General features: G+C 44.0%; 26 protein-coding genes. 25 read left to right on the top strand and 1 reads right to left on the bottom strand.

Annotation, left to right across the window (positions count from 1 at the left end; genetic code table 11):
• The 8 genes from trpE to BMI76_RS02290 all read left to right on the top strand — a co-directional run bounded on the left by trpE (position 1) and on the right by BMI76_RS02290 (position 8,264).
• A complete protein-coding gene (gene trpE / locus BMI76_RS02255; RefSeq protein WP_075345987.1) occupies positions 1–1,359 on the top strand; it encodes an anthranilate synthase component I in 1,359 nt (452 codons plus the stop codon).
• Positions 1,356–1,925 carry an aminodeoxychorismate/anthranilate synthase component II gene (locus BMI76_RS02260; protein WP_075345988.1) on the top strand — a complete coding sequence of 190 codons (570 nt, stop codon included), beginning with the start codon at positions 1,356–1,358 and terminating at the stop codon, positions 1,923–1,925. Before trpE ends, BMI76_RS02260 begins: the two co-directional genes overlap by 4 nt.
• Positions 1,926–1,937: 12 nt before the next feature.
• Positions 1,938–2,945 (top strand): anthranilate phosphoribosyltransferase, encoded by a 1,008-nt coding sequence (trpD, locus tag BMI76_RS02265; RefSeq protein ID WP_075345989.1) that lies wholly within the window; start codon positions 1,938–1,940, stop codon positions 2,943–2,945.
• The gene (gene trpC / locus BMI76_RS02270; RefSeq protein WP_075345990.1) at positions 2,938–3,705 is read left to right on the top strand and encodes an indole-3-glycerol phosphate synthase TrpC; all 768 of its coding nucleotides are present in this window, start codon (positions 2,938–2,940) and stop codon (positions 3,703–3,705) included. The genes trpD and trpC overlap by 8 nt, the downstream gene beginning before the upstream one ends.
• Positions 3,692–4,273, top strand: coding sequence for a phosphoribosylanthranilate isomerase (locus BMI76_RS02275; RefSeq protein ID WP_075345991.1), 582 nt, complete (start codon positions 3,692–3,694; stop codon positions 4,271–4,273). The genes trpC and BMI76_RS02275 overlap by 14 nt, the downstream gene beginning before the upstream one ends.
• Positions 4,270–5,472, top strand: coding sequence for a tryptophan synthase subunit beta (trpB, locus tag BMI76_RS02280; RefSeq protein ID WP_075345992.1), 1,203 nt, complete (start codon positions 4,270–4,272; stop codon positions 5,470–5,472). The genes BMI76_RS02275 and trpB overlap by 4 nt, the downstream gene beginning before the upstream one ends.
• Before the next feature lie 4 nt (positions 5,473–5,476).
• Entirely contained in the window at positions 5,477–6,259 is a 783-nt protein-coding gene (trpA, locus tag BMI76_RS02285) for a tryptophan synthase subunit alpha (RefSeq protein ID WP_075345993.1), read from the top strand.
• Positions 6,260–6,440: 181 nt separating this feature from the next.
• Positions 6,441–8,264: an FAD-dependent oxidoreductase gene (locus tag BMI76_RS02290; RefSeq protein ID WP_075345994.1), complete on the top strand. Its 1,824-nt coding sequence runs from the start codon at positions 6,441–6,443 to the stop codon at positions 8,262–8,264.
• Positions 8,265–8,348: 84 nt separating this feature from the next.
• Here the strand turns inward: BMI76_RS02290 and BMI76_RS02295 are convergent, their stop codons facing one another.
• Positions 8,349–9,008, bottom strand: a complete 660-nt coding sequence (locus BMI76_RS02295; RefSeq protein WP_075345995.1) for an A24 family peptidase — start codon at positions 9,006–9,008, stop codon at positions 8,349–8,351.
• A gap of 97 nt (positions 9,009–9,105) precedes the next feature.
• On the opposite strand from BMI76_RS02295, the gene dpr reads away from it, so the two are divergent.
• The 17 genes from dpr to ileS all read left to right on the top strand — a co-directional run bounded on the left by dpr (position 9,106) and on the right by ileS (position 26,495).
• The gene (gene dpr / locus BMI76_RS02300; RefSeq protein WP_075345996.1) at positions 9,106–9,633 is read left to right on the top strand and encodes a DNA starvation/stationary phase protection protein; all 528 of its coding nucleotides are present in this window, start codon (positions 9,106–9,108) and stop codon (positions 9,631–9,633) included.
• Positions 9,634–9,819: 186 nt separating this feature from the next.
• Positions 9,820–10,026, top strand: a complete 207-nt coding sequence (locus BMI76_RS02305; RefSeq protein WP_075345997.1) for a YqgQ family protein — start codon at positions 9,820–9,822, stop codon at positions 10,024–10,026.
• A complete protein-coding gene (locus BMI76_RS02310; RefSeq protein ID WP_075345998.1) occupies positions 10,019–10,990 on the top strand; it encodes an ROK family glucokinase in 972 nt (323 codons plus the stop codon). The genes BMI76_RS02305 and BMI76_RS02310 overlap by 8 nt, the downstream gene beginning before the upstream one ends.
• Positions 10,991–10,999: 9 nt before the next feature.
• Positions 11,000–11,389, top strand: a complete 390-nt coding sequence (locus BMI76_RS02315; RefSeq protein WP_075345999.1) for a rhodanese-like domain-containing protein — start codon at positions 11,000–11,002, stop codon at positions 11,387–11,389.
• 141 nt (positions 11,390–11,530) lie between these two features.
• Complete coding sequence (gene typA, locus BMI76_RS02320; protein ID WP_075346000.1) at positions 11,531–13,375, top strand: translational GTPase TypA; 1,845 nt, start codon at positions 11,531–11,533, stop codon at positions 13,373–13,375.
• A gap of 30 nt (positions 13,376–13,405) precedes the next feature.
• Entirely contained in the window at positions 13,406–13,669 is a 264-nt protein-coding gene (locus tag BMI76_RS02325; RefSeq protein ID WP_075346001.1) for a DUF3165 family protein, read from the top strand.
• Between the two features lie 202 nt (positions 13,670–13,871).
• Positions 13,872–15,227, top strand: coding sequence for a UDP-N-acetylmuramoyl-L-alanine--D-glutamate ligase (gene murD / locus BMI76_RS02330; protein WP_075346002.1), 1,356 nt, complete (start codon positions 13,872–13,874; stop codon positions 15,225–15,227).
• Between the two features lies 1 nt (position 15,228).
• The gene (locus BMI76_RS02335; RefSeq protein ID WP_075346003.1) at positions 15,229–16,326 is read left to right on the top strand and encodes a UDP-N-acetylglucosamine--N-acetylmuramyl-(pentapeptide) pyrophosphoryl-undecaprenol N-acetylglucosamine transferase; all 1,098 of its coding nucleotides are present in this window, start codon (positions 15,229–15,231) and stop codon (positions 16,324–16,326) included.
• Positions 16,313–17,449 carry a cell division protein FtsQ/DivIB gene (locus BMI76_RS02340; RefSeq protein WP_075346004.1) on the top strand — a complete coding sequence of 379 codons (1,137 nt, stop codon included), beginning with the start codon at positions 16,313–16,315 and terminating at the stop codon, positions 17,447–17,449. The genes BMI76_RS02335 and BMI76_RS02340 overlap by 14 nt, the downstream gene beginning before the upstream one ends.
• A gap of 141 nt (positions 17,450–17,590) precedes the next feature.
• Positions 17,591–18,952 (top strand): cell division protein FtsA, encoded by a 1,362-nt coding sequence (gene ftsA, locus BMI76_RS02345; RefSeq protein WP_075346005.1) that lies wholly within the window; start codon positions 17,591–17,593, stop codon positions 18,950–18,952.
• A 23-nt stretch (positions 18,953–18,975) separates the two neighbouring features.
• Positions 18,976–20,280, top strand: coding sequence for a cell division protein FtsZ (ftsZ, locus tag BMI76_RS02350; protein WP_075346006.1), 1,305 nt, complete (start codon positions 18,976–18,978; stop codon positions 20,278–20,280).
• A gap of 2 nt (positions 20,281–20,282) precedes the next feature.
• Positions 20,283–20,954 (top strand): YggS family pyridoxal phosphate-dependent enzyme, encoded by a 672-nt coding sequence (locus BMI76_RS02355; RefSeq protein ID WP_075346007.1) that lies wholly within the window; start codon positions 20,283–20,285, stop codon positions 20,952–20,954.
• Positions 20,955–20,967: 13 nt separating this feature from the next.
• Complete coding sequence (locus BMI76_RS02360) at positions 20,968–21,546, top strand: cell division protein SepF (RefSeq protein WP_075346008.1); 579 nt, start codon at positions 20,968–20,970, stop codon at positions 21,544–21,546.
• A 3-nt stretch (positions 21,547–21,549) separates the two neighbouring features.
• A complete protein-coding gene (locus BMI76_RS02365; protein ID WP_075346009.1) occupies positions 21,550–21,807 on the top strand; it encodes a YggT family protein in 258 nt (85 codons plus the stop codon).
• A gap of 1 nt (position 21,808) precedes the next feature.
• Entirely contained in the window at positions 21,809–22,597 is a 789-nt protein-coding gene (locus tag BMI76_RS02370; protein ID WP_075346010.1) for an RNA-binding protein, read from the top strand.
• 10 nt (positions 22,598–22,607) lie between these two features.
• Complete coding sequence (locus tag BMI76_RS02375) at positions 22,608–23,402, top strand: DivIVA domain-containing protein (RefSeq protein ID WP_075346011.1); 795 nt, start codon at positions 22,608–22,610, stop codon at positions 23,400–23,402.
• Positions 23,403–23,702: 300 nt separating this feature from the next.
• A complete protein-coding gene (ileS, locus tag BMI76_RS02380) occupies positions 23,703–26,495 on the top strand; it encodes an isoleucine--tRNA ligase (RefSeq protein WP_075346012.1) in 2,793 nt (930 codons plus the stop codon).
• Positions 26,496–26,497 lie beyond the last annotated feature (2 nt).

A 26,497-nucleotide genomic window follows, 5' to 3' on the forward strand; every position in this document is an offset into this window, starting at 1 on the left:
ATGAAAAAGATACTAAATGCTGATATTTTAACACCAATTCTTGCTTACATGCGCGTGCAGGGCGAACACAAGGTGATTCTGGAATCAATCCCGCGTGAAAAGGAAAATGCCCGTTTTTCAATTGTTGCTTACAATCCGGTTTTTGAAATCAAATTTGAAGATGGACGGCTGACAGAAAATAGCAAAGTTATTGACAGTGATCCTTTGGATTATCTCAGTCAACTGACGGTCAAGTCACAGGAATCTCAGGATTTGCCCTTTAACGGCGGTGCCATTGGTTTTGTCGGCTATGACATGATCAGCCTCTATGAAAGGATCGGCGAGATTCCTCAAGATACCATTGGAACGCCAGACATGCAGTTTTTTGTCTACGAATCTTACCTGATTTTCGACCATAAAAAAGAAAAAGTGGTTATTGTCGAAGATAATATTTACAGCGGCAGAAGCGAAGCTGCGCAGCAGGCGGCACTGGAGAAGGTTTTAGCTGATTTAAAGACCCAGTCTGATGATGAATTTTCAGAACGTGACCTGCACCAGCTGACCTTTAAGAATCACTTGGAAGAAAGTGAGTTTAGGGATATGGTCACTAAGGCCAAACAGCTCATTCGCCAGGGAGACATGTTCCAGTGCGTGCTCAGTCAGCGCTTCTCAGCAGATATTACCGGCAAGCCGCTGGACTTCTATCGTAATTTGCGTATCACCAATCCTTCCAATTATCTTTACTTCTATGATTTTGGCGATTATCAGATTATAGGTGCCAGCCCTGAAAGTTTAGTGTCTGTCAAAAATAGGGTGGTCACCACCAATCCTATCGCAGGCACGCGTCCTCGGGGAGCAGACGAACAAGAAGACCGGGCGCTGGCAGAGGACTTACAGTCAGATGTCAAAGAGACCGCAGAACACCGGATGCTGGTGGATCTGGGACGCAATGATATTGGCAAAATCGCTGAAATTGGAACGGTTAAAGTTACCAAGTACATGGAAGTCGAGTTTTTCCGCTATGTCATGCATTTGACCAGTGTGGTAAAGGGGCAGCTGTTATCAGAATTAAGCGCCATGGATGCTCTCAAATCAACACTGCCGGCGGGTACAGTATCCGGTGCTCCGAAAATCCGTGCCATGAATCGTATTTATGAACTCGAAAAGGAAAAGCGCGGTATTTACGCCGGCGCCATCGGCTATCTGTCAGCAACCGGCGATATGGACTTTGCCATTGCTATTCGGACGATGATTATTAAAGATCACAAGGCCTATGTTCAGGCCGGTGCAGGAATTGTGTATGACAGCATACCCGAAAATGAATACTATGAGACCATTAACAAGGCCAAAGCCATGACTAGAATAGGAGAAGTTCTATGATTTTACTGGTTGATAATTACGACTCTTTCACCTATAACCTAGCCCAGTACCTAGGACAGTTTACTCAGGTCAAAGTTCTTAGAAATGATGCAGTAGAGCTCTATGAAAGGGCAGATGAAGCTCACGCACTTGTTCTGTCCCCGGGTCCCGGCTGGCCGGCTGATGCTGGAAAAATGGAGCGTTTAATTAAAGATTTTGCAGGGAAGAAGCCGATTTTAGGTATTTGCTTAGGGCATCAGGCCATTGCTGAAAGTTTTGGCGGCCGATTGGGCTTGGCTCAACAGGTTATGCACGGCAAGCAAAGTCAGATGGTTCTTGAAGTTTCTTGTCCGATTTTTGATAGATTGCCAAATCAGCTTGATATTATGCGTTATCACTCTATTGCAGTTGAAGAGCTGCCGAAGGATTTTGAGGTCGTTGCAAGAACCTCAGACGACGCAGAAATCATGGCTATTCAGCACAAAACGCTGCCTATCTACGGTCTGCAGTATCATCCGGAATCAATCGGAACCCCCCAAGGTTTAAAGATGGTTGAAAATTTTGTCAAGATAGCGGGAAACATTTAGAAGGGAAATATCATGAAAGAAATCTTTGAAAAATTAGCTGTTCAAACAGATTTATCGGAAAGTCAGATGACAGGCGTTGCCGAAAAAATTTTAAAAGGTCAGCTGACAGAAGCGCAGATTGCAGCCTTTTTGATGGCTTTAAAAATCAAGGGTGAAACACCTGAAGAAATTTTAGGTTTGGTCAAGGCCATTAAAGAAAATGCTGTTTTGATTCCCAGTCAGGCAAAGAATGTCATGGATAACTGCGGTACGGGCGGTGACAAATCCTTTAGCTTTAATATTTCCACTACTTGCAGTTTTATCCTTGCCGGCGGCGGCATCCATGTCGCTAAGCATGGCAACCGCTCCATTTCTTCAAAATCAGGCTCTGCTGATGTCTTGGAGGCCTTAGGGATTACCGTTGATCTGGCTCCGGAAAAGCTGGGACAAATCTTAGATCAAACGGGCATTGCCTTTCTCTTTGCCCAGAAAATGCATCCGGCCATGCGCTATATTTCACCGGCCAGACAGGCACTGGGGATTCCGACTATTATGAATCTGATCGGTCCCTTAACCCATCCGATGGACTTGGAAACACAGCTTATGGGGCTCTATCAGGCTGATTTGCAGCAGGATCTGGCGCAGGTTTTAAAACTTCTCGGCCGCAGACGAGCTGTTGTTATCACAGGACCGGACAATATGGATGAGGCTGCGCTTTATGGCGTCAATCACTATACACTGCTCAATGAAGGGAAAATTTCACAAGGAAGCTTTACCTTTAACGATTTAGGCATGCCGGAAGTCGGTCTTGATGATATTAAAGGCGGGGATGCTCAGAAAAATGCCCAAATTCTCATCAGTGTTTTGAAGAATGAACCCAGTCCCTACCTAGAAACAGCTGTCCTTAATGCAGGTCTTGGTTTTTTTGCTAATGGCAAAGCAGATACTCTGGCAGAAGGGATTGATCTGGCACGGGAGATTATTGCATCAGGGAAAGCCTACGCTAAGCTGCAAGCATTACAGGAGGCACAAGTTGACTAAAGAATTTTTACCAACCATTTTGAAACAAAAAAAGGAAGAAGTAGCAAAACTGGCTATGCCGGATTTAAAGCCTCTGCGCAAAAGCTATCGGCTGTTTGACTTTTTAAGAGAGAACAGGCACCAGCTGCAGATCATTGCTGAAGTCAAAAAGGCCAGTCCCAGTATGGGGGATATCAATCTTGATGTGGATATCATCAAACAGGCAGCACTCTATGAAGCTGCCGGTGCCGCAATGATTTCTGTCCTGACAGATCAGGTCTTTTTCAAGGGAAATATTGATTACTTAGCTGATATTTCGCAAAAAGTGCAGATTCCTACACTGGCCAAAGACTTCATCATTGACGAAAAACAGATTGTCCGCAGCCGCAATGCCGGCGCAACAGTGATTCTGCTTATCGTTGCAGCTCTGCCCAAACAGCGTCTCAAGGAGCTCTATGATTTTGCGACTGGCTTGGGCTTGGAAGTTCTGGTGGAAACGCACAATTTGCCTGAATTAGAAATTGCTCACAAAATCGGTGCTCAGATTATTGGGGTCAACAACCGCAATTTAGTAACTTTTGAAGTTGATATCAATACAAGTCTGGAATTGTCAGCTCACTTTCGCGATGACCGTGTATATGTGTCAGAATCCGGTATTTTCAGTCGGCAGGACAGTGAGCTGCTTGCACCCTATTTCAATGCTATTCTTGTCGGAACAGCTTTGATGCAGACAGACAGCATTGCTGATAAGATGGAGGAATTGGCTGTTGACAAAGGTTAAAATTTGCGGCTTGTCCGATCGGGAGGCTGTGCTTACAGCAGTTAAAAGCGGAGCGGATTACATCGGTTTTGTTTTTGCTCCCAGCAAGCGTCAGGTCAGCCTTGAGAAGGCTAGCGAGTTAGCCAAAGATATTCCTGCGTCTGTTCAAACAGTCGGCGTCTTTGTCAGCCCCAGTTTGGAGGAGCTGGAGAAAGCTGTCAAAACAGTTCCGCTGGATCTGGTACAGGTGCACGGAGACTTTGATGAGGAGCTGATAAATCAGATTTCAGTGCCGATGATCCGTGCGATTCAAGTGACAGCAAAAGAGCCTGTTTTATCGAGCAAGGCCCAATACTTGCTCTTTGATGCTCCCATGGCCGGCAGCGGTGAGACTTTTGACTGGCAGCTGCTCCAGGATAAGTCTATTAAGCAGCCTTTCTTTATTGCAGGCGGTTTAAATGCAGACAATGTTAAGGAATGTATCCATCGTTTTTCTCCTTATGCTGTTGATGTGTCGTCAGGTGTGGAAACGGACGGTCAAAAAGACAGTCAGAAGATTATCAAATTTATAGAAAGTGTGAAAAAATGACTTATAATCAGCCAAATGAAAAAGGATTTTACGGAAATTTCGGAGGACAGTTTATTCCAGAAACCCTGATGACAGCGGCTATTGAGCTGGACGAAGCTTATCGCAAAGCCAAAGCGGATCCCAGTTTTCAAGAGGAATTAGCAGCTCTTCTTAAAGATTATGTGGGACGGGAAACCCCCTTATATTTTGCTAAACGTCTGACAGATCATATCGGTGGTGCCAAGATTTATCTGAAACGCGAAGACCTCAATCATACCGGTGCCCATAAAATCAACAATGCTCTCGGTCAAGTGCTGCTGGCCAAACGCATGGGAAAAAATAAAGTCATTGCCGAAACAGGTGCAGGCCAGCATGGGGTTGCTACGGCAACAGCCGCTGCGCTGTTTGATATGGAATGCACTATCTATATGGGAGAAGAAGATGTCAAACGTCAGGCACTCAATGTTTTTCGCATGGAGCTGCTTGGTGCCAAGGTTCATTCGGTGACAGACGGATCGCGTGTCCTTAAAGATGCGGTCAATGCTGCGCTGCGTTCGTGGGTGGCTAACATTGATGATACCCACTATATTATGGGATCAGCCCTAGGACCGGCTCCTTTCCCGGAAATTGTTCGAGATTTCCAATCCGTCATTGGCAAAGAAGCCAAACGTCAGTATGCCGATATTTCCGGCGGTCAGCTGCCGGATGCCGTCCTAGCCTGCATTGGCGGCGGTTCAAATGCTATCGGCCTCTTCTATCCTTTTGTCAATGATAAGTCTGTAGCGATGTATGGAGCGGAAGCTTCCGGACTTGGACTTGATACGGATAAGCACGCAGCAACTTTTGCCAAAGGCCGTCCGGGAGTTCTTCACGGCTCTCTCATGAATGTCCTTCAGGATGAACACGGTCAGATCATGGAAGCCTTCTCTATTTCAGCCGGACTCGACTATCCCGGTGTAGGGCCTGAACATTCCTACTTCAATGAAATCGGCAGGGCAACCTATGATTCTATTACCGATGATGAAGCCTTGGAAGCCTTTAAACTGCTGTCGCGCTTAGAAGGAATTATCCCAGCACTTGAATCCAGTCATGCTATCGCATTGGCGCAAAAAGTTGCTAAGGAACTGGGACCTGATAAATCTATTATTGTCTGTCTGTCAGGCCGCGGAGACAAGGATGTTATGCAGGTCAAAGAACGTTTTGAGCAGGAAGGAAAATAGAATCATGGCAAAGACATTAACAGCACATTTACAGGCAATCAAAGAAGAAGGCAAAGGGCTTTTTATTCCTTATATCATGGCGGGAGACCATCCCCAAGGTCTTGACGGTCTTTTTGAAACCATTTCTTTTCTGGAAGAACAAGGAGTATCAGCTATTGAAATAGGTATTCCTTGGTCTGACCCCGTAGCTGACGGTCCGGTCATTGAATTGGCCGGCCAGCGCAGCTTGGCCAAAGGAACTTCGCTGGCAGCTATTATCAGCCTGCTTCAAGAAAAAAAGACTGAGGTTCCGCTAGTCATTATGACTTACTTCAACCCCGTTTTTCAATATGGCCTTGAGCGCTTTGTTGAGGAACTAAAAAAGACTTCGGTTAAAGGCTTGATTATTCCTGATTTGCCTTATGAACAAAAAGATTTCATCGATCCCTATTTAGACAATACGGATTTAGCCTTGGTTCCGCTGGTTAGTTTAACAACCGGTTTGGATCGTCAAAAAGAGCTGATAGAAGATGCTCAAGGATTTATTTATGCTGTAGCCATCAACGGTGTGACAGGTAAAGCTGGCAGCTACCGTGATGATTTGGATCAGCATTTAAAGCGGCTGAGCAGCCTTTCTTCCATTCCCGTTCTGACCGGTTTTGGTGTCTCCAGTCTTACTGATATTGAACGCTTTAATAAGGTTTCAGACGGTGTTATCGTGGGTTCCAAAATTGTTAAAGCCCTGCATGAAGGGCAAAAGCAGGAAATAGCAGATTTTATTAAATCCGGCAGCCATTATCATAAATAAGAATCAAAAGCGGAACGAGCATTGATTGTGTTAAGATCATGTTTAGCTTCCGCTTTTTTTATGGACTTTCAAAATTTTAATAAAATAAGAAGTTTATTATCTTTTTCTCAGCTAAAAAAGATCAGAAGGCGTATAATAAATATGAAAGCGTTTTATTTTATTTAGAAAGGAAGTCGAAAACATGGTAGAAAAAACAGTTAAGGGCGCAGCTCTGGGATTTCACGGCCCATTAAATGTAGAGGTTGGTTTGGAAGATGGCAAAATCAAGTCTTTAGCCTGTGAACACAGCAGCAAAGCCCTGGTTGGAGACTTGGGAATTGCGCAAATGAAAGCATCCATGCTCGAAAAAGGCTCCGCTGATGTTGACGCTGTATCCGGTGCAACTTTTTCAAGTCTGGCTTTTAAGAATGCTGTTCAAAAAGCCTTGGCTGCCGATGCCGGCAAAATCGGTCAGGAAGAAGCTCTCAACCCTGAATCAGCAAATCCTTATGCCGTTCAGCCTGACGTTGATGCTGTGACCAGTCCGTCTTTGGCAGTTCTTCAGGACGTGAAGAACACCTCATCGGCTCAGCCTGTCATTCCTCTTGATCAGGTTTCAAAGTACGATGCCAGCTATGATTTAGTGATTGTCGGTTCAGGCGGTGCCGGGCTGTCGGCAGCAGTTGAGGCAGCGCGCGGCGGTTTATCCGTCCTGATTTGTGAGAAGGCCGGTATTGCCGGCGGCACAACTAATTATTCAGGCGGTGTGGTTCAGGCAGCAGGTACCCCTTATCAAAAAGCGCTCACTTCTTATCAGGAAGATACGCCTGAAAAACATGCAGAACTGTGGATTAAGGCGGGGGAAAATGTTTTAGACGCTGATTTAGTAAGGGATTTAGCCCAGGGTGCACCCCAAAATATCGAATGGCTCAGCCAAATGGGCATCAAGTGGACTTCTGTCTATGGACACAGTCATATTCCTTATGTAAAAGATGATATTTTTGCGGACCGCATCCATGTCTATGAGGATGGAGGGCAAGGCGGAGACGGTGTTATTCTGACTCAGGCACTCTTTAAAGAAGCTCTCAAGGCCGGTGCAAAGATAACATACAACACGACAGTAGTATCCTTGATTCAGGATCAAAAAACCAAGGCAATCCATGGTGTCGCTGCTCTTGCTGGCGGTGAGAAAAAGCTGATTGCTGCCAAGAAAGGCGTCCTTTTGGCAACAGCCAGTATTGATCATAATCCCGCTTTAGCCAAAGCTTACAATCCTCAGCAGTTCAACGATTTGGCCTTTAATACGGTTTTGACTGCAAAAACCAATACTGGTGACGGTATTTTGATGGGACTTTCTGCCGGTGCTGCAGTGACTGGCATGGGCGGCTGCATTGACTTTTGCGGCAAAACAGGCAATGCGACCAATAATCAGATTCCAACAATCCCTTTGATTTTTGTCAATGGTGCTGGTAAGCGTTTTGTTTGTGAAGATGCGACCTATGCCTATCAGTATCGGGCCATTTTCCAGCAGGAAAAGCAGTTTATGGCTCCTACTTACATGATTTTTGATGGTAATTCTATCAAGGAGCCCGGCAGCGCTTGGACAGCAGACAGCCTGACTGAAGATCTGGCTGCCGGACGTGTTCTTAAAGCTGATTCAATAGAAGAATTAGCGGATGCTATCCATGTTCCTAAGGACAGTCTTGCTGAAACCATTCAAGAATGGAATAAAACAATGGAAAGAGGGAGCGATCAGACATTCGGCCGCCGCACAGGTCTGAAAGCTCTGCAGGCTCCATTCTATGCCTATAAGAATTCTGCCAGCAATCTTGGCTCTATCGGCGGTCTCAAAATTAATGTTGACTGTCAGGTTCTGGATTTATTTGATAAAGTCATTCCGCATTTGTATGCAGCAGGTTTGAATGCCGGCGGCTGGATTGCCGGCTATTATCCAGGATCAGGTACAGCTATTTCTGGAATCGTGCATCAAGGACGCAAAGCAGCGCAGCATTTACTGAAAAGTTAAACTAAAATAATAGAGGGCAGCGAAACCAAGCGTCACAGTTCAAGCATAGACGCCTCGGCTTCGCTGCTTTTAGTGCTGTCAAATCTAGCTTACCTGACGCAGTAAAATAAGAGAACTGTAGGCTAGAAAAAGAAAGGGAACAAAGGGCAGCCTCTCCTTTTGTTTTTTGCGGAGCAAACAATAAGCGATTCCCGTTATGCTGGCAATTTGAATCAGCCAGATTACCTCCTGAAAACTAAGTGATAAGGACAGAGTCGCCAGATAAAGAAAATCACCGCTGCCGATATTGATATTTTTTAGAGCAGCAAAAATACCGAACAGAAAGAGGATGATGCTGATGAGATTGACAGGATAAAAGATCAGCAGGAAGATAGTAAAGCCTAACCATACAATAAAGGGATAGGTCTGTTCTTGTAGGTCATAAAGTGATAAAAGCATTCCCATTAAAAGCAGACACACCTGTGAAAATGTCACTAGGCTAAGTCCAAATCCTAGGCCGATGAGACCGCAGAAAAATTCTGTAAGAGCATATCTTAAAGGAATGCGACAGCCGCAAAAGCGGCAGCGGCTTTTATTGAACACTTGTGAAAAGATAGGAATCAAATCCCGCACTGCTAGGTAGCTGTGACAGTTACAGCAGTGGCTGCGCGGAAAAACGATGGATTTTTCTGGGAAACGGTCACAAACCAAGCCTAAAAAAGAACCCAGTGAAGCGCCCATCATAAAAAATAAAAAGAGTTTCATATCTAATTATTCGTCAAAAAGAAGACAAAATAGTTGCTTTTTAATTAGAATCATTCTAAAATATAAGTGTCAATAAGATTTACAAGGAGGACTTACTATGACTAACACACTCGTTGAAAATATCTATGCGTCTATCACGCATCAAGTTGAAAAGAAAGAAGCTTCAGGCAATGAAAAAACCAAGGCTGTGCTTAATCAGGCTGTAGCCGATTTGTCCAAGGCGGCATCTATTGTTCATCAAGTGCACTGGTACATGCGCGGAGCTGGTTTTCTTTACCTCCATCCTAAAATGGACGAATTGATGGATGGCTTAAATGGCCATCTGGATGAAATCAGTGAACGCTTGATCACTATTGGCGGCAGCCCGTTTTCAACTTTAAAGGAATTTGATGAAAATTCTAAGCTGGAAGAAACAGCAGGAAGCTGGGAAAAATCAATGGCTGATCATTTGAGCCGTCTTGTAGAAGTTTACAGCTATCTTTCCAGCCTTTATCAAGTAGGTCTTGATGTGACAGATGAAGAAGGGGATGCTGTTTCTAATGACATCTTTACCGCTGCTCAGACTGATGCGCAAAAGACGATTTGGATGCTGCAGGCAGAACTTGGCCAAGCACCGGGACTCTAAGCTGGTAATAGCTGGCTTGTAACGGTTTTATTCGGCAGCAAGCCGATTAATCAGCTGGGCAGTCTGGCTGATGCAGGTAAAAGAAGGGGAGCAATTAGTTTGCTCCCTTTTTTCTTTTGGTGAGAAGAGGCAAACGTTTGCAAAAATGTATTGAAAAGACAGGCTTTTTTTGGTAAAATTTGAGAGATGAAAACATTATATGATGTGCAGCAGCTGTTGAAACGGTTTGGCATTTATGTTTATTTGGGCAAACGGCTTTACGACATCGAAATGATGAAAATTGAGCTTGAGAGGCTCTATGAAAACGGGCTGATTTCTAAAGATGACTACTTACAGGCTGAGCTGGTTTTGCGCAGGGAGCACAGGATAGAAAAGGAAAAAGAAAATGAGTAAAAAGCTTTTAGGTATTGATCTTGGCGGAACAAGCATTAAATTCGGTATTCTGACCTTGGATGGCCAAGTGCAGGAAAAATGGGCGATTGAAACCAATATTTTGGAGGACGGCAAGCATATCGTTCCTGATATTATTGCTTCTATCAAACACCGTTTGGAACTGTATGGTTTATCAAAGGACGATTTTGCGGGTATTGGTATGGGTTCGCCGGGAGCAGTAGACCGTGCTCAAAAGACTGTTACAGGAGCTTTTAATCTTAATTGGGCTGAGACACAGGAAGTTGGAGCAGCTATCGAAGTAGAACTGGGCATTCCTTTTGCGATTGATAATGACGCCAATGTTGCAGCTCTCGGAGAACGCTGGGTTGGTGCTGGTGATAATAACCCGGATGTCGTTTTTGTGACCTTGGGAACAGGTGTTGGCGGCGGTATCATTGCTGATGGAAATCTTATTCATGGGGTTGCCGGAGCCGGCGGAGAAATCGGCCATATTATTGTTGAGCCGGAAGATGGTTTTGACTGTACCTGCGGCAATAAGGGCTGTCTTGAAACGGTTGCTTCAGCGACGGGAGTGGTTCGTCTGGGCCGCCAGCTGGCAGAAAATTATGAGGGTCCGTCAGCCATTAAAGCTGCCATTGATAATGGCGACAGCGTGACAAGCAAGGATATTTTTACGGCAGCGGCAGCTGGTGATGCATTTGCCGACTCTGTGGTTGAAAAGGTCGGATTTTACCTGGGACTTGCAACAGCCAATATCAGTAATATTTTGAATCCTGATTCTGTTATTGTTGGCGGCGGGGTATCCGCAGCCGGTGAATTTTTGCGGTTACGCATCGAGAATTACTTCCAAAAATTTGCCTTTCCGCAAGTCAAAAAATCTACGAAAATTAAAATCGCAGAACTGGGAAATGATGCCGGTATCATTGGAGCAGCCAGTCTTGCCCGTCAGTTTATTGAAGAATAAAGGAGTTATATGTCAACTGTAACGATTATTTTATGGATTATTGTTTTTGCCTTTCTTGCTTTCTTTGCGTGGAATTATCTCCGTGTCCGCCGTGCTGCTAAATATATTTCTAATGCAGAATTTGAAAATATGATGAGAGGAGCGCAGGTTGTGGACTTACGTTCTCCCGGTGAATTCCGCCGTAAGCATATTTTAGGGGCGCGCAATCTGCCGTCTGAACAATTTAAGGAGTCTGTATCAGCTCTTCGCAAGGACAAACCGGTTTTGCTTTATGATAATACCCGCGGACAGTTGGTTGCCCGTGCGGTTTTGACGCTCAGAAAAGCTGGTTATAAAGATCTTTATGTCTTAAAAAACGGTCTTGATTACTGGAATGGGAAAGTAAAAGAACAGGCCTGATTTTCTTGCGGCTTTAGTATCAAACATGCTTTCGGGCATGTTTTTTCTTATTTTAAACGTTTACAGCTATCTTTCCTGCGCTTTTTCTCAAAAATTATGCTATAATTGATAAGTTGAAATAAAATAATTGTAAGAGGAATCATGACAAAATTTAGAGAAGATATTAGAAATGTTGCTATTATTGCTCACGTTGACCACGGGAAAACAACCCTCGTTGATGAGCTTTTGAAGCAATCGCATACACTTGATGAACATAAGCAGCTAGAAGAACGGGCTATGGATTCCAACGATCTTGAAAAGGAACGCGGAATCACGATTCTGGCTAAAAATACAGCTGTCGCTTATAAGGGGACACGCATCAATATCATGGATACACCGGGGCACGCGGATTTTGGCGGTGAAGTTGAGCGTATCATGAAAATGGTTGATGGGGTTGTTCTGGTTGTTGATGCCTATGAAGGAACAATGCCGCAGACGCGTTTTGTTTTGAAAAAAGCCTTAGAGCAGAATTTAGTTCCAATCGTTGTTGTTAACAAGATTGATAAGCCGTCTGCCCGCCCGGAAGAAGTTGTTGATGAAGTGCTGGAGCTTTTCATTGAGCTTGGAGCAGATGATGATCAGCTGGAATTTCCGGTTGTATATGCGTCAGCGATTAACGGAACCTCATCACTTTCAGATGATCCGGCTGATCAAGAGCATACCATGGCACCGATTTTTGACACGATTATTAACCACATTCCGGCACCGGTGGATAATTCAGATGAGCCGCTGCAGTTCCAAGTGTCCCTCCTTGATTACAATGACTTTGTCGGACGTATCGGTATCGGCCGTGTTTTCCGCGGATCGGTAAAAGTTGGTGACCAAGTTACCCTTTCCAAACTCGATGGCACGACTAAAAACTTCCGTGTGACAAAACTTTTTGGTTTCTTTGGCCTTGAACGCCGTGAAATTAAAGAAGCTAAAGCTGGTGACTTGATTGCCGTTTCCGGTATGGAAGATATCTTTGTCGGGGAAACGATCACACCCACAGATGCCGTTGAACCACTACCAATCCTTCATATCGACGAACCGACACTTCAGATGACTTTTCTGGCAAATAATTCGCCTTTTGCAGGACGTGAAGGTAAATTTGTTACATCCCGCAAAGTGGAAGAACGGCTGTTAGCTGAGCTGCAGACTGATGTTTCGCTCCGTGTTGAGGCAACTGATTCTCCTGATAAATGGACAGTGTCAGGGCGTGGGGAGCTGCACCTGTCAATCCTCATTGAAACCATGCGCCGTGAAGGCTATGAGCTGCAGGTATCACGTCCCGAAGTTATCATCAAGGAAATTGACGGCGTGAAAATGGAACCTTTCGAGCGTGTGCAGATTGATACGCCGGAAGAATATCAGGGAGCGGTTATCCAATCGCTGTCAGAGCGCAAGGGTGAAATGCTTGATATGCAGTCAACCGGCAACGGTCAGACCCGTTTGATTTTCTTGGCACCGGCCCGCGGGCTTATCGGTTACCCGACAGAATTTCTGTCAATGACACGCGGTTACGGTATCATGAACCATACCTTTGATAAATACATGCCGGTTATCAATGCTGAAATCGGCGGCCGTCACCGCGGTGCCCTTGTTTCCATTGATACAGGTAAGGCAACGACTTACTCTATCATGTCTATTGAGGAACGCGGAACTATCTTTGTGAACCCGGGTACAGAAGTCTACGAAGGCATGATTATCGGAGAAAATTCGCGCGAGAATGATCTGACGGTAAACATTACCAAAGCTAAGCAAATGACCAATGTTCGTTCAGCTACCAAGGATCAAACAGCAGTTATTAAAACACCGCGTATTCTGACACTGGAAGAATCGCTTGAATTCCTCAATGATGATGAATACATGGAAGTAACGCCTGAGTCTATCCGTCTGCGCAAGCAAATTTTGGATAAGAATGCACGGGCCAAGGCTGCTAAAAAGAAAAAATCTACAGAAGAGTAAAAATTACCAGTCAAAGAGAAAGGAGAAAAAATGTTTTATGCTATCATCGCAATCCTGCTTTTAATGTATTACATTTTTATCGCTCCTAAGACGGTCAAAAATACCATGAATATGATTTCTGTGGTAGCTGTTGTGGCCTTTTTAATGGTGCTGGCTGGAATGACTTTTATCAGAATCATGCAGTCACCTCCCGAAATATTTGTTGGTATAGGAATGATTGCTGTTGGCTACTGTGCTCTAAAAGATGTGCTGCAGCTGACAGTCAGACCTAAAAATAAAAAAAATCATAACTAAAATAAGGAGGCCGGGACTTTGTTCCGGTCTCTTAGCTATGTTCAGCAGATTATTAAAGAAGCTCTTGCCGATAGCAAATATTATCATGCGGCTTTTTGATGAGAAAGAAAGTCCATGTCCTACTTTAAAATCTTGAAAAAGTCTTCTATTCAGGGTAAAATATTAAGGTATATAAGTTAATGAGAAAGTCAGAAATATCAAAATGAAACATGTTAAAACATTTGAAAATAAAAAAGTTCTGGTGCTGGGTTTAGCGCGATCGGGTGAAGCAGCTGCACGCCTCCTGGCAAAACTGGGTGCCATTGTAACGGTCAATGATGGCAAACCTTTTGATGAAAACCCTTCTGCACAGGCTCTCTTGGAAGAAGGCATCAAGGTCATCTGCGGCGGCCATCCTTTGGAACTTTTGGATGAGGAATTTGCTTACATGGTTAAAAATCCGGGAATTCCTTACACAAACGCTATGGTTGTCCGAGCATTGGAGAAGAAAATTCCTGTCCTTACAGAGGTTGAACTGGCCTACTTGATTTCTGAGGCGCCTATTATTGGCATTACAGGCTCTAATGGTAAAACAACGACAACGACCATGATTGCAGATGTTTTAAATCATGCCGGCCAGTCAGCTCTTTTATCAGGCAATATTGGTTATCCGGCCAGCGAAGTAGCGCAATCGGCAGTTTCAGATGATACGCTGGTGATGGAACTGTCCTCTTTTCAGCTGATGGGAATAGAAGAGTTTCACCCGCATATTGCTGTCATTACTAATCTGATGCCGACACATATTGATTACCATGGTTCTTTTGAAAATTATATTGAGGCCAAGTGGAATATCCAAAAAAATATGACGGCAGCTGACACCATTATCCTTAATTTTAATCAGGAACTTGCCAAGGATCTGGCTGCCAAAACCAGTGCTAAGGTTGTGCCTTTTTCAACAAAAGAAAAGGTTGACGGTGCTTATTTAGAAGACGGAATACTTTATTTTAAGGGCCAAGCAGTCATGAAAGCAGACGAGCTCGGTGTTCCGGGCAGCCATAATATTGAAAATGCTTTGGCAACAATCGCCGCGGCTAAATTATCCGGGGTGTCAGATGAGGCTATCAGAGAGACCTTGGCTCATTTTGGCGGAGTCAAACACCGTCTGCAATATTTGGGTGAAGTCAGCGGAGTTAAATTTTACAATGACAGTAAGTCAACTAATATATTGGCAACTCAGAAAGCCTTATCAGGCTTTGATAACCAAAAAGTTATTCTGATTGCAGGCGGTCTTGACCGCGGCAATGAATTTGATGAACTGGTTCCCGACCTTGTCGGTTTAAAGAAGATGGTGATTTTAGGAGAATCAGCTCCTAGGGTTAAGCGTGCTGCAGATAAGGCAAAGGTAGTCTATTTGGATGCTAAAGATGTAGCTGAGGCTGCAAAACTTGCTTTTGAAAATGCTGATGCTGGTGATGTTGTGCTTTTGAGTCCGGCAAATGCCAGCTGGGATATGTACAAGAACTTTGAAGTGCGCGGAGATGAATTTATTGCGGCTTTCGAAGCTATCAAGGGAGACTAGCATGGCGAAAAAGAAAATTGTTTTTACAGGCGGCGGAACTGTCGGTCATGTTACTCTCAATTTGATTCTTATTCCTAAATTTCTTAAAGACGGCTGGGAAGTGCACTACATTGGTGATAAGCACGGGATTGAACACGAGCAGATTAAGCAGTCCGGTCTTGATGTCAGCTTCCATTCGATTGCGACTGGCAAACTGCGGCGCTATTTTTCCTGGCAAAATCTGCTGGATGCTTTTAAGGTTGGCTGGGGCGTTTTGCAGTCTTTGGCTATAATTGCTAAAATTCGTCCGCGGCTGCTGTTTTCTAAAGGCGGCTTTGTATCGGTCCCGCCCGTGATTGCAGCTAAGCTTTTAAGGGTTCCGGTTTTCGTCCACGAATCAGATTTATCAATGGGGCTGGCCAATAAAATTGCTTATAAGTTTGCTACGACCATGTATACCACTTTTGAACAGGCAGATACCTTGGCTAAAACCAAGCATGTCGGCGCCATCACTAAAATTGACAAAAAAGACTTGAGCCAGGCGGCAGAGCAGCAGATTGAGGCTGTCAAAGAACAGTTTGATCCTGATTTGAAAACACTGCTTTTTATCGGAGGGTCAGCCGGCGCCAAGGTTTTTAACCGCTTTATTACGGATTCACCAGAATTATTGAAAGCTTATAATATCATCAATATTTCTGGCGATAAGGATCTAAACAGCCTGAGTCCGAATCTTTATCGGGTGGATTATGTAACGGATCTCTATCAGCCGCTCATGGATTTGGCAGACGTTGTCGTTACACGCGGCGGTTCCAATACTATTTTTGAGCTTCTGGCCATGAACAAACTGCATGTGATTGTTCCTTTGGGAAAGGAAGCCAGCCGCGGGGATCAGCTGGAAAACGCTGCTTATTTTGAAAAAAAGGGTTATGCTCAGCAATTGCCTGAAGAACATTTAAACGTTGTCAATCTGACTGAAAAAGTCGAAAACTTACTGGCCAATCAAGATTTTTATAAAAAGAATATGGCTTCATCAAACGAGATTACCTCTCCGGACAATTTTTACAGTCTTTTGTTAAAAGATATAGGAACTGAAAAAAAGGAACGTAATGGCAAAAGATAAAAAAGATACAGAAAAGCAGGAAATTCCTTTAACGGAATGGCAGCAGCGCAATTTGGAATTTCTCAGAAAAAAACAGGAAGAAAAGCTTGAAAAAGAAAAACTAAATGAAAAAAAGATAGCTGAAAAAAGAGCTCAGTTTCAGGCTGGCAAGGATGTTTCTAAAGAAGCTAAATCAAAGGCGAAAGAGCCGTCAGCTGCTGACAGAGATGCTAAGCAGGAAAAGCCAAAAGAAAAACAAGCGAAAGTTAAAAAGCCGAAGAAGAAAAAAACACGGGTCATTCCCCGCAAAGACTTCTGGCAGGCCTTTTTGGTAATCACCGTTTCGGTGCTGGTTTTGCTGCTTTCTTTGTTTATGATCAGCCCGTTCAGCCGCCAAAAAAAGATAAAGGTTTCAGGCAATAAAAATGCCATTGAAGCGCAGCTGATTGAACGCTCAGGCATTAAGGAATCAGATTATCTGACAGCTTTGATCTTTGAAAGGAGCCGTTTTGAGACTACCTTAAAAGCCAGGGATAAATGGATCAAAGAAGCCCATCTGCTTTACCGTTTTCCTAATAATTTTACGCTGAAAGTAAAAGAACGCAGCATCATCGCCTATACGCAGACTGACAATGGCTATATCCCTATTTTAGAAAACGGCGCGCGTGCCGATACAGTCAATGCTTCAGAACTGCCCCAATCTTTTATGACTATCAATCTTGATAAAGTGCGGGATGAGCAGGCACTCGTTAAAAAATTAGCAAAATTAGATCAAGCATTAGTTAAGGAAATTAAAACGATTTCCTCGGCTAATTCGAACTCTACCAAAGATTTGCTTTTGCTGGAAATGACAGACGGCCATACTGTCCGTGTTCCTCTGTCCGAAATTGACAGTAAACTGCCTTACTATCCTAAAATCAAGAAGAATCTGACAAACGGCAGCATTGTCGACATGGAAGTCGGTCTCTACAGTACCAATTCAGATATTGAAGCTGCGCTTGCTGAACACAAGTCATCTGCAACAAGCCAAAGCTCTTCTGAGGAAGAATCAAGTGAGCCGCCAGCGGATGGCAACTCGTCTTCTTCGTCTGCCGGGTCAGAAGAATCTGCTCAGCAGGTGACAGAAGCGACTGCTGCTCCATGATTTTTATGAGAATCAAGAAATTAAGTTTCTATAACAAAAAACGTAAAAAGCTTAACATTTTACGTTTTTTTATGGTATAATATTTCCTGAATAATTCTGTTTTTGACAGTAATAGAATGGAAAGATAGAGAGGTCGAGTGAATGGCTAGAGATGGCTTTTTTACAGGATTAGATATAGGAACAAGCTCGATTAAAGTTTTGGTTGCTGAATTTATTGACGGCAGTATGAACGTTATCGGTGTCAGTAATGTTAAAAGTTCGGGTGTAAAAGATGGTATTATCATTGATATAGACACTGCAGCAGACGCTATTAAAGCAGCGATTGAAGAAGCTGAAGAAAAAGCGGGGATGTCAATCAGCAAGGTGAATGTCGGTCTGCCGGCAAATCTGCTGCAGATTGAGCCTACCCAAGGAATGATTCCTGTCCCCAGCGAATCTAAAGAAATCAAAGACGAAGATGTTGACAGTGTGGTCCGCTCAGCCTTGACCAAGAGCATCACACCGGAACGTGAAGTTATTTCACTGATTCCGGAGGAGTTCATTGTAGATGGTTTTCAGGGCATCCGCGATCCTCGCGGAATGATGGGGATCCGTTTAGAAATGCGCGGTTTGATCTACACCGGGCCAAGCACGATTTTGCATAATCTTCGCAAAACAGTGGAGCGTGCAGGTATTGAGGTTGAAAATATCATTATTTCGCCTCTTGCTCTGGCAAAATCAGTTCTAAACGAAGGGGAACGCGAGTTTGGCGCTACTGTGATTGATATGGGGGGCGGTCAGACAACCGTTGCTTCAATGCGTGCCCAAGAACTGCAGTTTACAAATACCTATGCAGAGGGCGGCGATTACATCACCAAGGATATTTCCAAGGTTCTTAAAACATCGCACCAAGTTGCCGAAGCACTTAAATTCAATTTCGGAGAAGCCAATGTCTCTGAAGCCAGTTCAACAGAAACAGTGCAGGTGGAAGTTGTCGGTGAAAGAAATCCGATAGAGGTCACTGAACGTTACCTTTCGGAAATTATTTCAGCACGCGTCCGCCACTTGCTGGATCGAATCAAGCAAGATCTGGAACGCGGCAGACTGCTCGATCTGCCCGGCGGTATCGTTATCGTCGGCGGTGCTGCAATCATGCCCGGTGTTGTTGAGGTTGCTCAAGAAATCTTTGGTGCCAATGTCAAATTGCATGTTCCAAATCAAGTCGGTATCAGAAACCCTATGTTTGCCAACATTATCAGTATTGTTGAGTATGTAGGAACACTGACTGAGGTTGATATTTTGGCGCAGGGAGCTGTTTCTGGTGATGAAAAATTGAGAAGAAAACCAATTGATATTAAACCGACAGGTGTTGCTCCTAAAACTAGAAGTTTCGCTCAAACACAAGAATCTACCACTCTTGAGTCGCAGCTGGAAGAGCTTCCTCCTAAAAAAGGAGAAGCAGCCAAGCCAAAACAAAAGATGAGTGACCGCGTACGTGGTATCTTTGGCAGTATGTTTGATTAAAATTAAAGTGAGGAAAGATTAAAATGGCATTTTCATTCGATGCAGCATCTGTACAAGGTGCAGTAATTAAAGTAATTGGAGTCGGCGGCGGCGGCGGCAACGCCATCAACCGCATGATTGACGAAGGCGTTTCCGGTGTTGAATTCATCGCAGCCAATACCGATATCCAAGCTCTGAGCAGCTCCAAAGCTGAAACGGTGATTCAGCTCGGTCCTAAACTGACGCGCGGACTGGGTGCCGGCGGCCAGCCTGAAATCGGCCGCAAAGCCGCAGAGGAAAGCGAAGAAGCCTTAACAGAAGCTCTCAGTGGTGCTGATATGGTCTTTATCACTGCTGGTATGGGCGGCGGTTCCGGTACAGGAGCTGCTCCGGTTATTGCTCGTATTGCCAAAGGAGTTGGTGCCTTGACCGTTGCCGTTGTTACACGGCCGTTTGGTTTTGAAGGCAGCAAGCGCGGCAATTATGCAATTGAAGGTATTGATGAACTTCGCGATGAAGTAGATACCCTGCTTATTATTTCAAATAATAATTTGCTCGAAATTGTTGATAAGAAAACACCGCTTCTCGAAGCCCTCAGCGAAGCTGATAATGTGCTCCGCCAAGGTGTACAGGGGATTACCGATTTGATTACCAGTCCCGGTTTGATTAACCTCGACTTTGCTGATGTCAAAACTGTCATGGCAAATAAGGGAAATGCACTGATGGGAATTGGTGTCGGAACCGGGGAAGAGCGTGTGATTGAAGCTGCTCGAAAAGCGACTTACTCACCACTCCTTGAAACAACAATTGATGGTGCAGAAGATGTCATCGTCAATGTTACCGGCGGTCTTGATATGACGCTGACAGAAGCTGAAGAAGCTTCGGAAATTGTTAATCAGGCTGCAGGACACGGAGTAAATATTTGGCTCGGTACAGCAATTGATGAGTCGATGAAAGACGAGATTCGCGTAACTGTAGTTGCTACCGGTGTTCGTCCTGACCGTGTTGAGCAAGTGTCCGGCATTCGCCGTCAGTCACAGCCTTACAGTCAGCCAAGACCTCAGCAGCAAGCTCCATCTTCAAATCCTTCACAGCCAAATTTTGAACGCCGTCAAAATTTTGATTTTGATTTGAATGAATCCCATGAAATGCCAGCGGCAGAGCCAAGACAAACGCAATCAGAGGCGCAGCCTCAGCAGTCTGCTTTCGGTGACTGGGATCTTCGCCGTGAAAGCATTGCCCGTCCTACTGAAGGTGAAATTGACAGTCAGTTAAAAATGAGCAGTTTTTCAGCTGACTCAGACGATGATGATGAATTGGAAACACCTCCTTTCTTTAAAAACCGCTAACAATGAACTTACAAGCAAATAAAGATCGCATTTTTCAGGAAGTCGCTGCCTGTGCCCAGGCAGCCGGACGCAGTAAGGATGATGTCACTGTTATTGCAGTTACGAAATATGTTGACAGTGAAACGGCAGAAAAGCTTGTTCAAACAGGGGTTAAGCATATTGCTGAAAACAGGGTTGACAAGTTTCTCGACAAATATCAAGCTTTACAGGCCTATGATTTGACCTGGCACCTGATTGGCAGTTTACAGCGGCGGAAGGTTAAGGATGTTATCAACCTGGTTGATTATTTCCATGCCCTTGATTCTGTAAAGTTAGCTGCTGAAATTCAAAAACGTGCTGAACATGATATTAAATGCTTTTTGCAAGTTAATATTTCTGGCGAGGAAAGCAAACATGGTTTCAAAGTGTCAGAAGTAGATAATGCACTTGAAGAAATTCAAAAATTTGATAAGATTAAAGTTGTTGGTTTGATGACGATGGCGCCAATAGACGCTTCTGAGCAGGAATTGGCAAAAATTTTCAGCCAAACCAATGCATTGAGAAAAAATCTAAAAGAAAAAAACTTAAAGAATATGCCTTTGGATGAATTGAGCATGGGGATGAGCGGTGATTTTCCGCTTGCAGTTCAAAATGGTGCAACCTTTGTCCGTATAGGCAGTGCATTCTTTAAATGAAACGGAGATACCTATGGCACTTAGAGATAGCTTTAACAGAATTATTTCTTACTTTGACACTGATGAAGTCAGCGAAGTAGAAGAACCTGTTGCTGTACCGGCTCGACAGCAGGAATCTGCTAAACGTCCCGCTGCTCAGCAGACACAGCAAAACGCAAAGAAAAGTCACCAGCCTAACCAAGGGGCTTCGCGGCCCAGCCAAGGGCAGTCAGGACAGAATCGCCGTCCTGCCAGTGAAGAAAATATTCACCCGCTGCCAACCCGCCGCAACAATGCTCAGCAGTCTGCGCAGGAAAAAACAACAATTGCCCTTAAATTTCCTCGTAAATATGAGGATGCAGAGGAAATTGTTGATTTGCTGATTCGAAATGAGTGTGTGCTGATTGATTTCCAATACATGCTTGAAGCACAAGCTAGGCGCTGTTTAGACTTTATTGACGGGGCGAGTAAGGTGCTGGCCGGCAATCTGCAAAAGGTTGGCGCATCAATGTATCTGTTGACACCAATCAATGTTATTGTTGATATTGAAGAAATGAGTCTTGCTGCTAATGGTCAGGATGTCAGCTTTAATTACGACATGAAGAGACGTTAAACGATGTTAGCGTATATTGTGTTTATTCTGGCAAGAGCAATTGAAGTCTATTCTTTCTTGCTGGTGGTTTATGCTCTCTTATCATGGTTTCCTGATGCTTATCATACTTGGCTTGGGAGACTGTTGGTTGATATTGTGGAACCAGTCATAAAACCTTTCAGACGTTTCAATCTGCAGTTTGCAGGACTTGATTTTACAATTATTATCATTATTTTGCTTTTGAATTTATTAAAACAGTTTTTATTTAATCTTCTTATTTAACATGGCAAAACAAGAGATTTATCAGCACTTTAGGTTAGAAGAGCAAGAATTAATTGAAAAAGCTTATGATTTAATTAAACAGGCAGAAGATACCTACAGTTTTTGTCTTACGGATTTTTTAAATCCCAGAGAAATTGCAGTCATGAAGAGTATTGCAGGGCAGACAGATCTAAAGTGTTATGTCAGCTCGGATTTTATTCCTTCTGAATACGCTCGGCTGCTGATAGCGCCGGCTTACTACAGTTTGGATCTGACAGATTTTGGTATCAGCTTGCTGGAAATTAAATACAACAGTAAATTTAATCATTTAACACATGCTCAGATTATGGGAACCTTGATTAATAAATTAGGCATTGAACGTCATATCCTAGGTGATATTTTAGTTCAGGAAAACCGCGCGCAGGTTTTTGTTGAGAAAAGCATGGTTTCCTATTTAAGGACTCAGGTAAGCAAAATAGGAAGAGCAGCGGTTATTTTTGAAGAAATCCCCTTTGAAAAACAGCTGGAAAGTCAATCCGATACCAAAGAAGTTGATATCTTAGCATCAAGTATGCGATTAGATAAAATTATTGCAGCAGTTCTGAAAATTTCTCGGGGAACGGCAAGTAAGTTAATCGAAAGCGAAAAGGTGAAGCTGGATTACCTCATTCAGCCTAAGGTATCTCATCTGGTTGAAGTAGGCGATTTAATCAGCGTCAGAGGTTACGGAAGATTTACCGTAAAACGCGATAACGGTTTTTCAAAGCATGGAAAACATAAACTGACCATTGACCGAATCATACATAAATAAGGAGAATAAAATGGCAATTACAGCACTTGAAATTAAAGATAAAACTTTTGGAACGAAAATGTTTGGCTACAATACCCAGGAAGTTGAAGAGTTCTTGGATATTGTTGTTGATGACTATGAAGAGTTGGTACGCACCAATCGTGAAAAAGATAATCGTATCAAGGAATTAGAAGACAAACTTGGTTACTTTGATGAAATGAAAGAGTCACTCAGTCAGTCTGTCATTTTGGCTCAGGAAACAGCTGAGAAAGTTAAGGCATCAGCAAATACAGAGTCAACCAACATTTTAAATAAGGCGACTTATGAGTCTCAGCAATTGGTTGATGCAGCCAAAGCGAAGGCTAATGAAATTCTGCGTGATGCTACAGATGAAGCTAAGCGTATTGCTGTTGAAACAGAAGAGCTGAAACGCCAAAGCCGTGTGTTCCATCAGCATCTTTTATCTGTGGTAGAAGGTCAGCTGGCTCTTGCTAATTCTCCGGAATGGACAGAACTTTTGCAGCCGACAGCGGTTTATCTGCAAAATTCAGATGCAGCTTTCAAAGAAGTTGTTGAACAGGTTTTAGATGAACATGTACCGGATACTGCAGATACGGAACCTGTTGATGTCACCCGTCAGTTTACTCCGGAAGAGATGGAAGATCTGCACCGCCGTGTTGCTGAAAGCAATAAGAAATTGGAAGAAACACAAGCTGACAATGAACAGCCGATTATTATTGAAGCAACTCATGAAACGGCACCTGATACGCCTGAAGAGTTAAACTTAAACGAAACACAAACCTTTAAATTAAATATTAACGAATAACAAAAACACAAGCTTAATGAATAGATTCAGCGAGCAGGTGATGGTGGAAGACCTGCACTCTCTTGATTAAGCTTATCATTTTGTTCGTTTCTATCTGAATAACTAGGATAGAAGGCTTAGCTTGCCTTACAAGCCAAGAGGGATAGACAGCAGTCTGTCTGAACTAAGGTGGTACCACGAACTTTCGTCCTTTGATGAAGGTTCTTTTTTTGTTACTTTATTCAGGAACCAGCAAAGACTTAGCTCTTACAGCTCAGCTATCCCTTTACAAAAGAAGTGAAGAATAAATAAGGAGTTACAATGAAATTAAAAGAAACGCTTAACCTTGGTAAAACACCTTTTCCCATGCGTGCGGGACTGCCTAACAAAGAGCCGCAGTGGCAAAAACAATGGGATGAAGCCGACATTTATGCTAAACGTCAGGAATTAAATGCTAATAAACCATCCTTCTTCCTGCATGATGGACCTCCCTATGCTAATGGTAACATTCATTTGGGGCATGCTCTCAATAAAATTTCAAAGGATATTATTGTACGTTCCAAATCGATGTCTGGTTTCAGGGCACCCTATATTCCGGGATGGGATACCCACGGTCTGCCAATTGAACAGGTGCTTGCTAAAAAAGGTGTGAAGCGCAAGGAACTTGATCTGGCTGAGTACTTGGAAATGTGCCGTGACTATGCTTTAAGTCAGGTTGATAAGCAGCGTGAGGACTTTAAGCGTTTGGGCGTATCCGGTGATTGGGACAATCCGTATGTGACCCTGGTTCCTGAATATGAAGCCGCTCAGATTCGCGTCTTTGGTGCCATGGCTGACAAGGGCTACATCTATCGCGGTGCTAAGCCGGTTTACTGGTCATGGTCATCAGAATCTGCCTTGGCAGAGGCTGAAATCGAGTATCATGACATTGAATCAACATCGCTTTACTATGCCAACCGCGTTAAGGACGGTAAGGGAGTTTTGGATACGGACACTTATATTGCCGTCTGGACAACAACACCATTTACCATTACAGCCTCTCGCGGTTTAACGGTTGGTCCGGATATGGACTATGTCGTGGTGAAACCGGCCAATGATGAGCGTAAATTTGTTGTGGCACAGGCTCTGCTTTCGGAATTATCGGAGCGTTTTGGCTGGGAAAATCCGGAAACTCTGGCAGTTTATAAGGGAATTGAGCTTGACCGCATCGTCACAGCCCATCCGTGGGACAATGATGTGGAAGAGCTGGTTATGAACGGCGACCATGTTACGCTTGATTCCGGTACGGGAATTGTCCATACAGCGCCTGGTTTTGGTGAGGATGACTACAATGTGGGTATCAAATACGGCCTTGAAGTAGCTGTTACTGTCAATGAGCGCGGTATCATGATGGAAAATGCCGGTCCTGATTTTCAAGGGCAGTTCTATGACAAGGTTCTGCCGACAGTCAAGGAAAAATTGGGCGATTTGCTGCTGGCTTCTGAAGTCATTACTCACTCCTATCCGTTTGACTGGCGAACGAAAAAGCCAATTATCTGGCGGGCAGTACCGCAGTGGTTTGCCTCGGTTTCTAAATTCCGTCAGGACATTCTTGATGAGATTGACAAGGTTCATTTCTATCCTTCCTGGGGCAAGACACGTCTTTACAATATGATTCGCGACCGCGGCGACTGGGTTATTTCCCGTCAGCGTGCCTGGGGAGTGCCGCTGCCAATCTTCTATGCGGAAGACGGAACAGCTATTATGACTAAGGAAGTTACAGATCATGTTGCTGATTTGTTTGCAGAACATGGGTCTGTTGTCTGGTGGCAGCGCGATGCCAAGGACTTGCTTCCTCAAGGATTTACGCATCCAAGATCGCCTAATGGAGAATTCACCAAAGAAACAGATATTATGGATGTGTGGTTTGATTCGGGTTCATCTTGGAACGGTGTCTTAAATACACGTCCGGAGCTGGCTTATCCTGCTGATCTTTATTTGGAAGGAAGCGATCAATACCGCGGCTGGTTCAACTCTTCCTTGATTACTTCCGTTGCGGTTAATGGCCATGCCCCTTATAAATCAGTTCTGTCTCAAGGTTTTGTGCTTGACGGCAAGGGTGAAAAGATGTCCAAATCCAAGGGCAATATTATCTCACCAAATGACGTTGCCAAACAATACGGTGCTGAAATTCTGCGCCTGTGGGTGGCTTCTGTTGATACTGACAGCGATGTCCGTGTATCTATGGAAATTTTAGGACAGGTATCAGAAACCTATCGTAAAATCAGAAATACCCTTCGTTTCTTGCTGGCTAATACAGCTGATTTTAACCCGCATACAGATAGGGTTGCCTTTGACAACCTTCGCTCTGTTGATAAGTACATGACCATTAAGTTTAACAAGCTGGTAGCTGCCATTAATCAAGCATACCGTGACTATGATTTTATGGCCATTTACAAGACTGTTGTTAATTTTGTGACGGTTGATTTGTCAGCTTTCTACCTTGATTTTGCCAAAGACGTGGTTTATATTGAAGCAGCAGATAGTTTGGCTCGGCGTCAGATGCAGACTGTTTTCTATGATATTTTAGTCAAGATTACAAAGCTGCTGACACCGATTCTGCCGCATACCAGCGAAGAAATCTGGTCGTATCTGGAGCATGAGGAAGAAGAGTTTGTACAGCTGGCAGAAATGCCTGAGGCTCAGAATTTTGCTAATCAGGATGAGATTTTGGACACATGGGACGCCTTCATGACGCTTCGCGATCAAGCGCAAAAGGCTCTTGAAGAAGCCCGCAATGCCAAGATTATCGGTAAATCGCTTGAAGCGCATCTGACGATCTATGCAAACGAGGAAGTTCAGACCCTTCTTACAGCTCTGGACAGCGATGTGGCTCAGCTGCTGATTGTATCGCAATTAACGGTGACACAAGAAGCAGCGCCAGAGTCAGCGCTTGCTTTTGAAGATGTTGCATTTGCTGTTGAGCATGCCAAAGGTCAGGTTTGTGACCGCTGCCGCCGCGTGGATGAAAGTGTTAAAGAACGCTCTTATAATGCTGTTATTTGCGATCACTGTGCAGCTATTCTGGAGGAGCATTTCCCAGAAGCTCTTGCTCAGGGATTTGAAAGTAAATAATC

This window comes from Streptococcus sp. 'caviae' (assembly GCF_001937065.1).
GTDB lineage: Bacteria > Bacillota > Bacilli > Lactobacillales > Streptococcaceae > Streptococcus.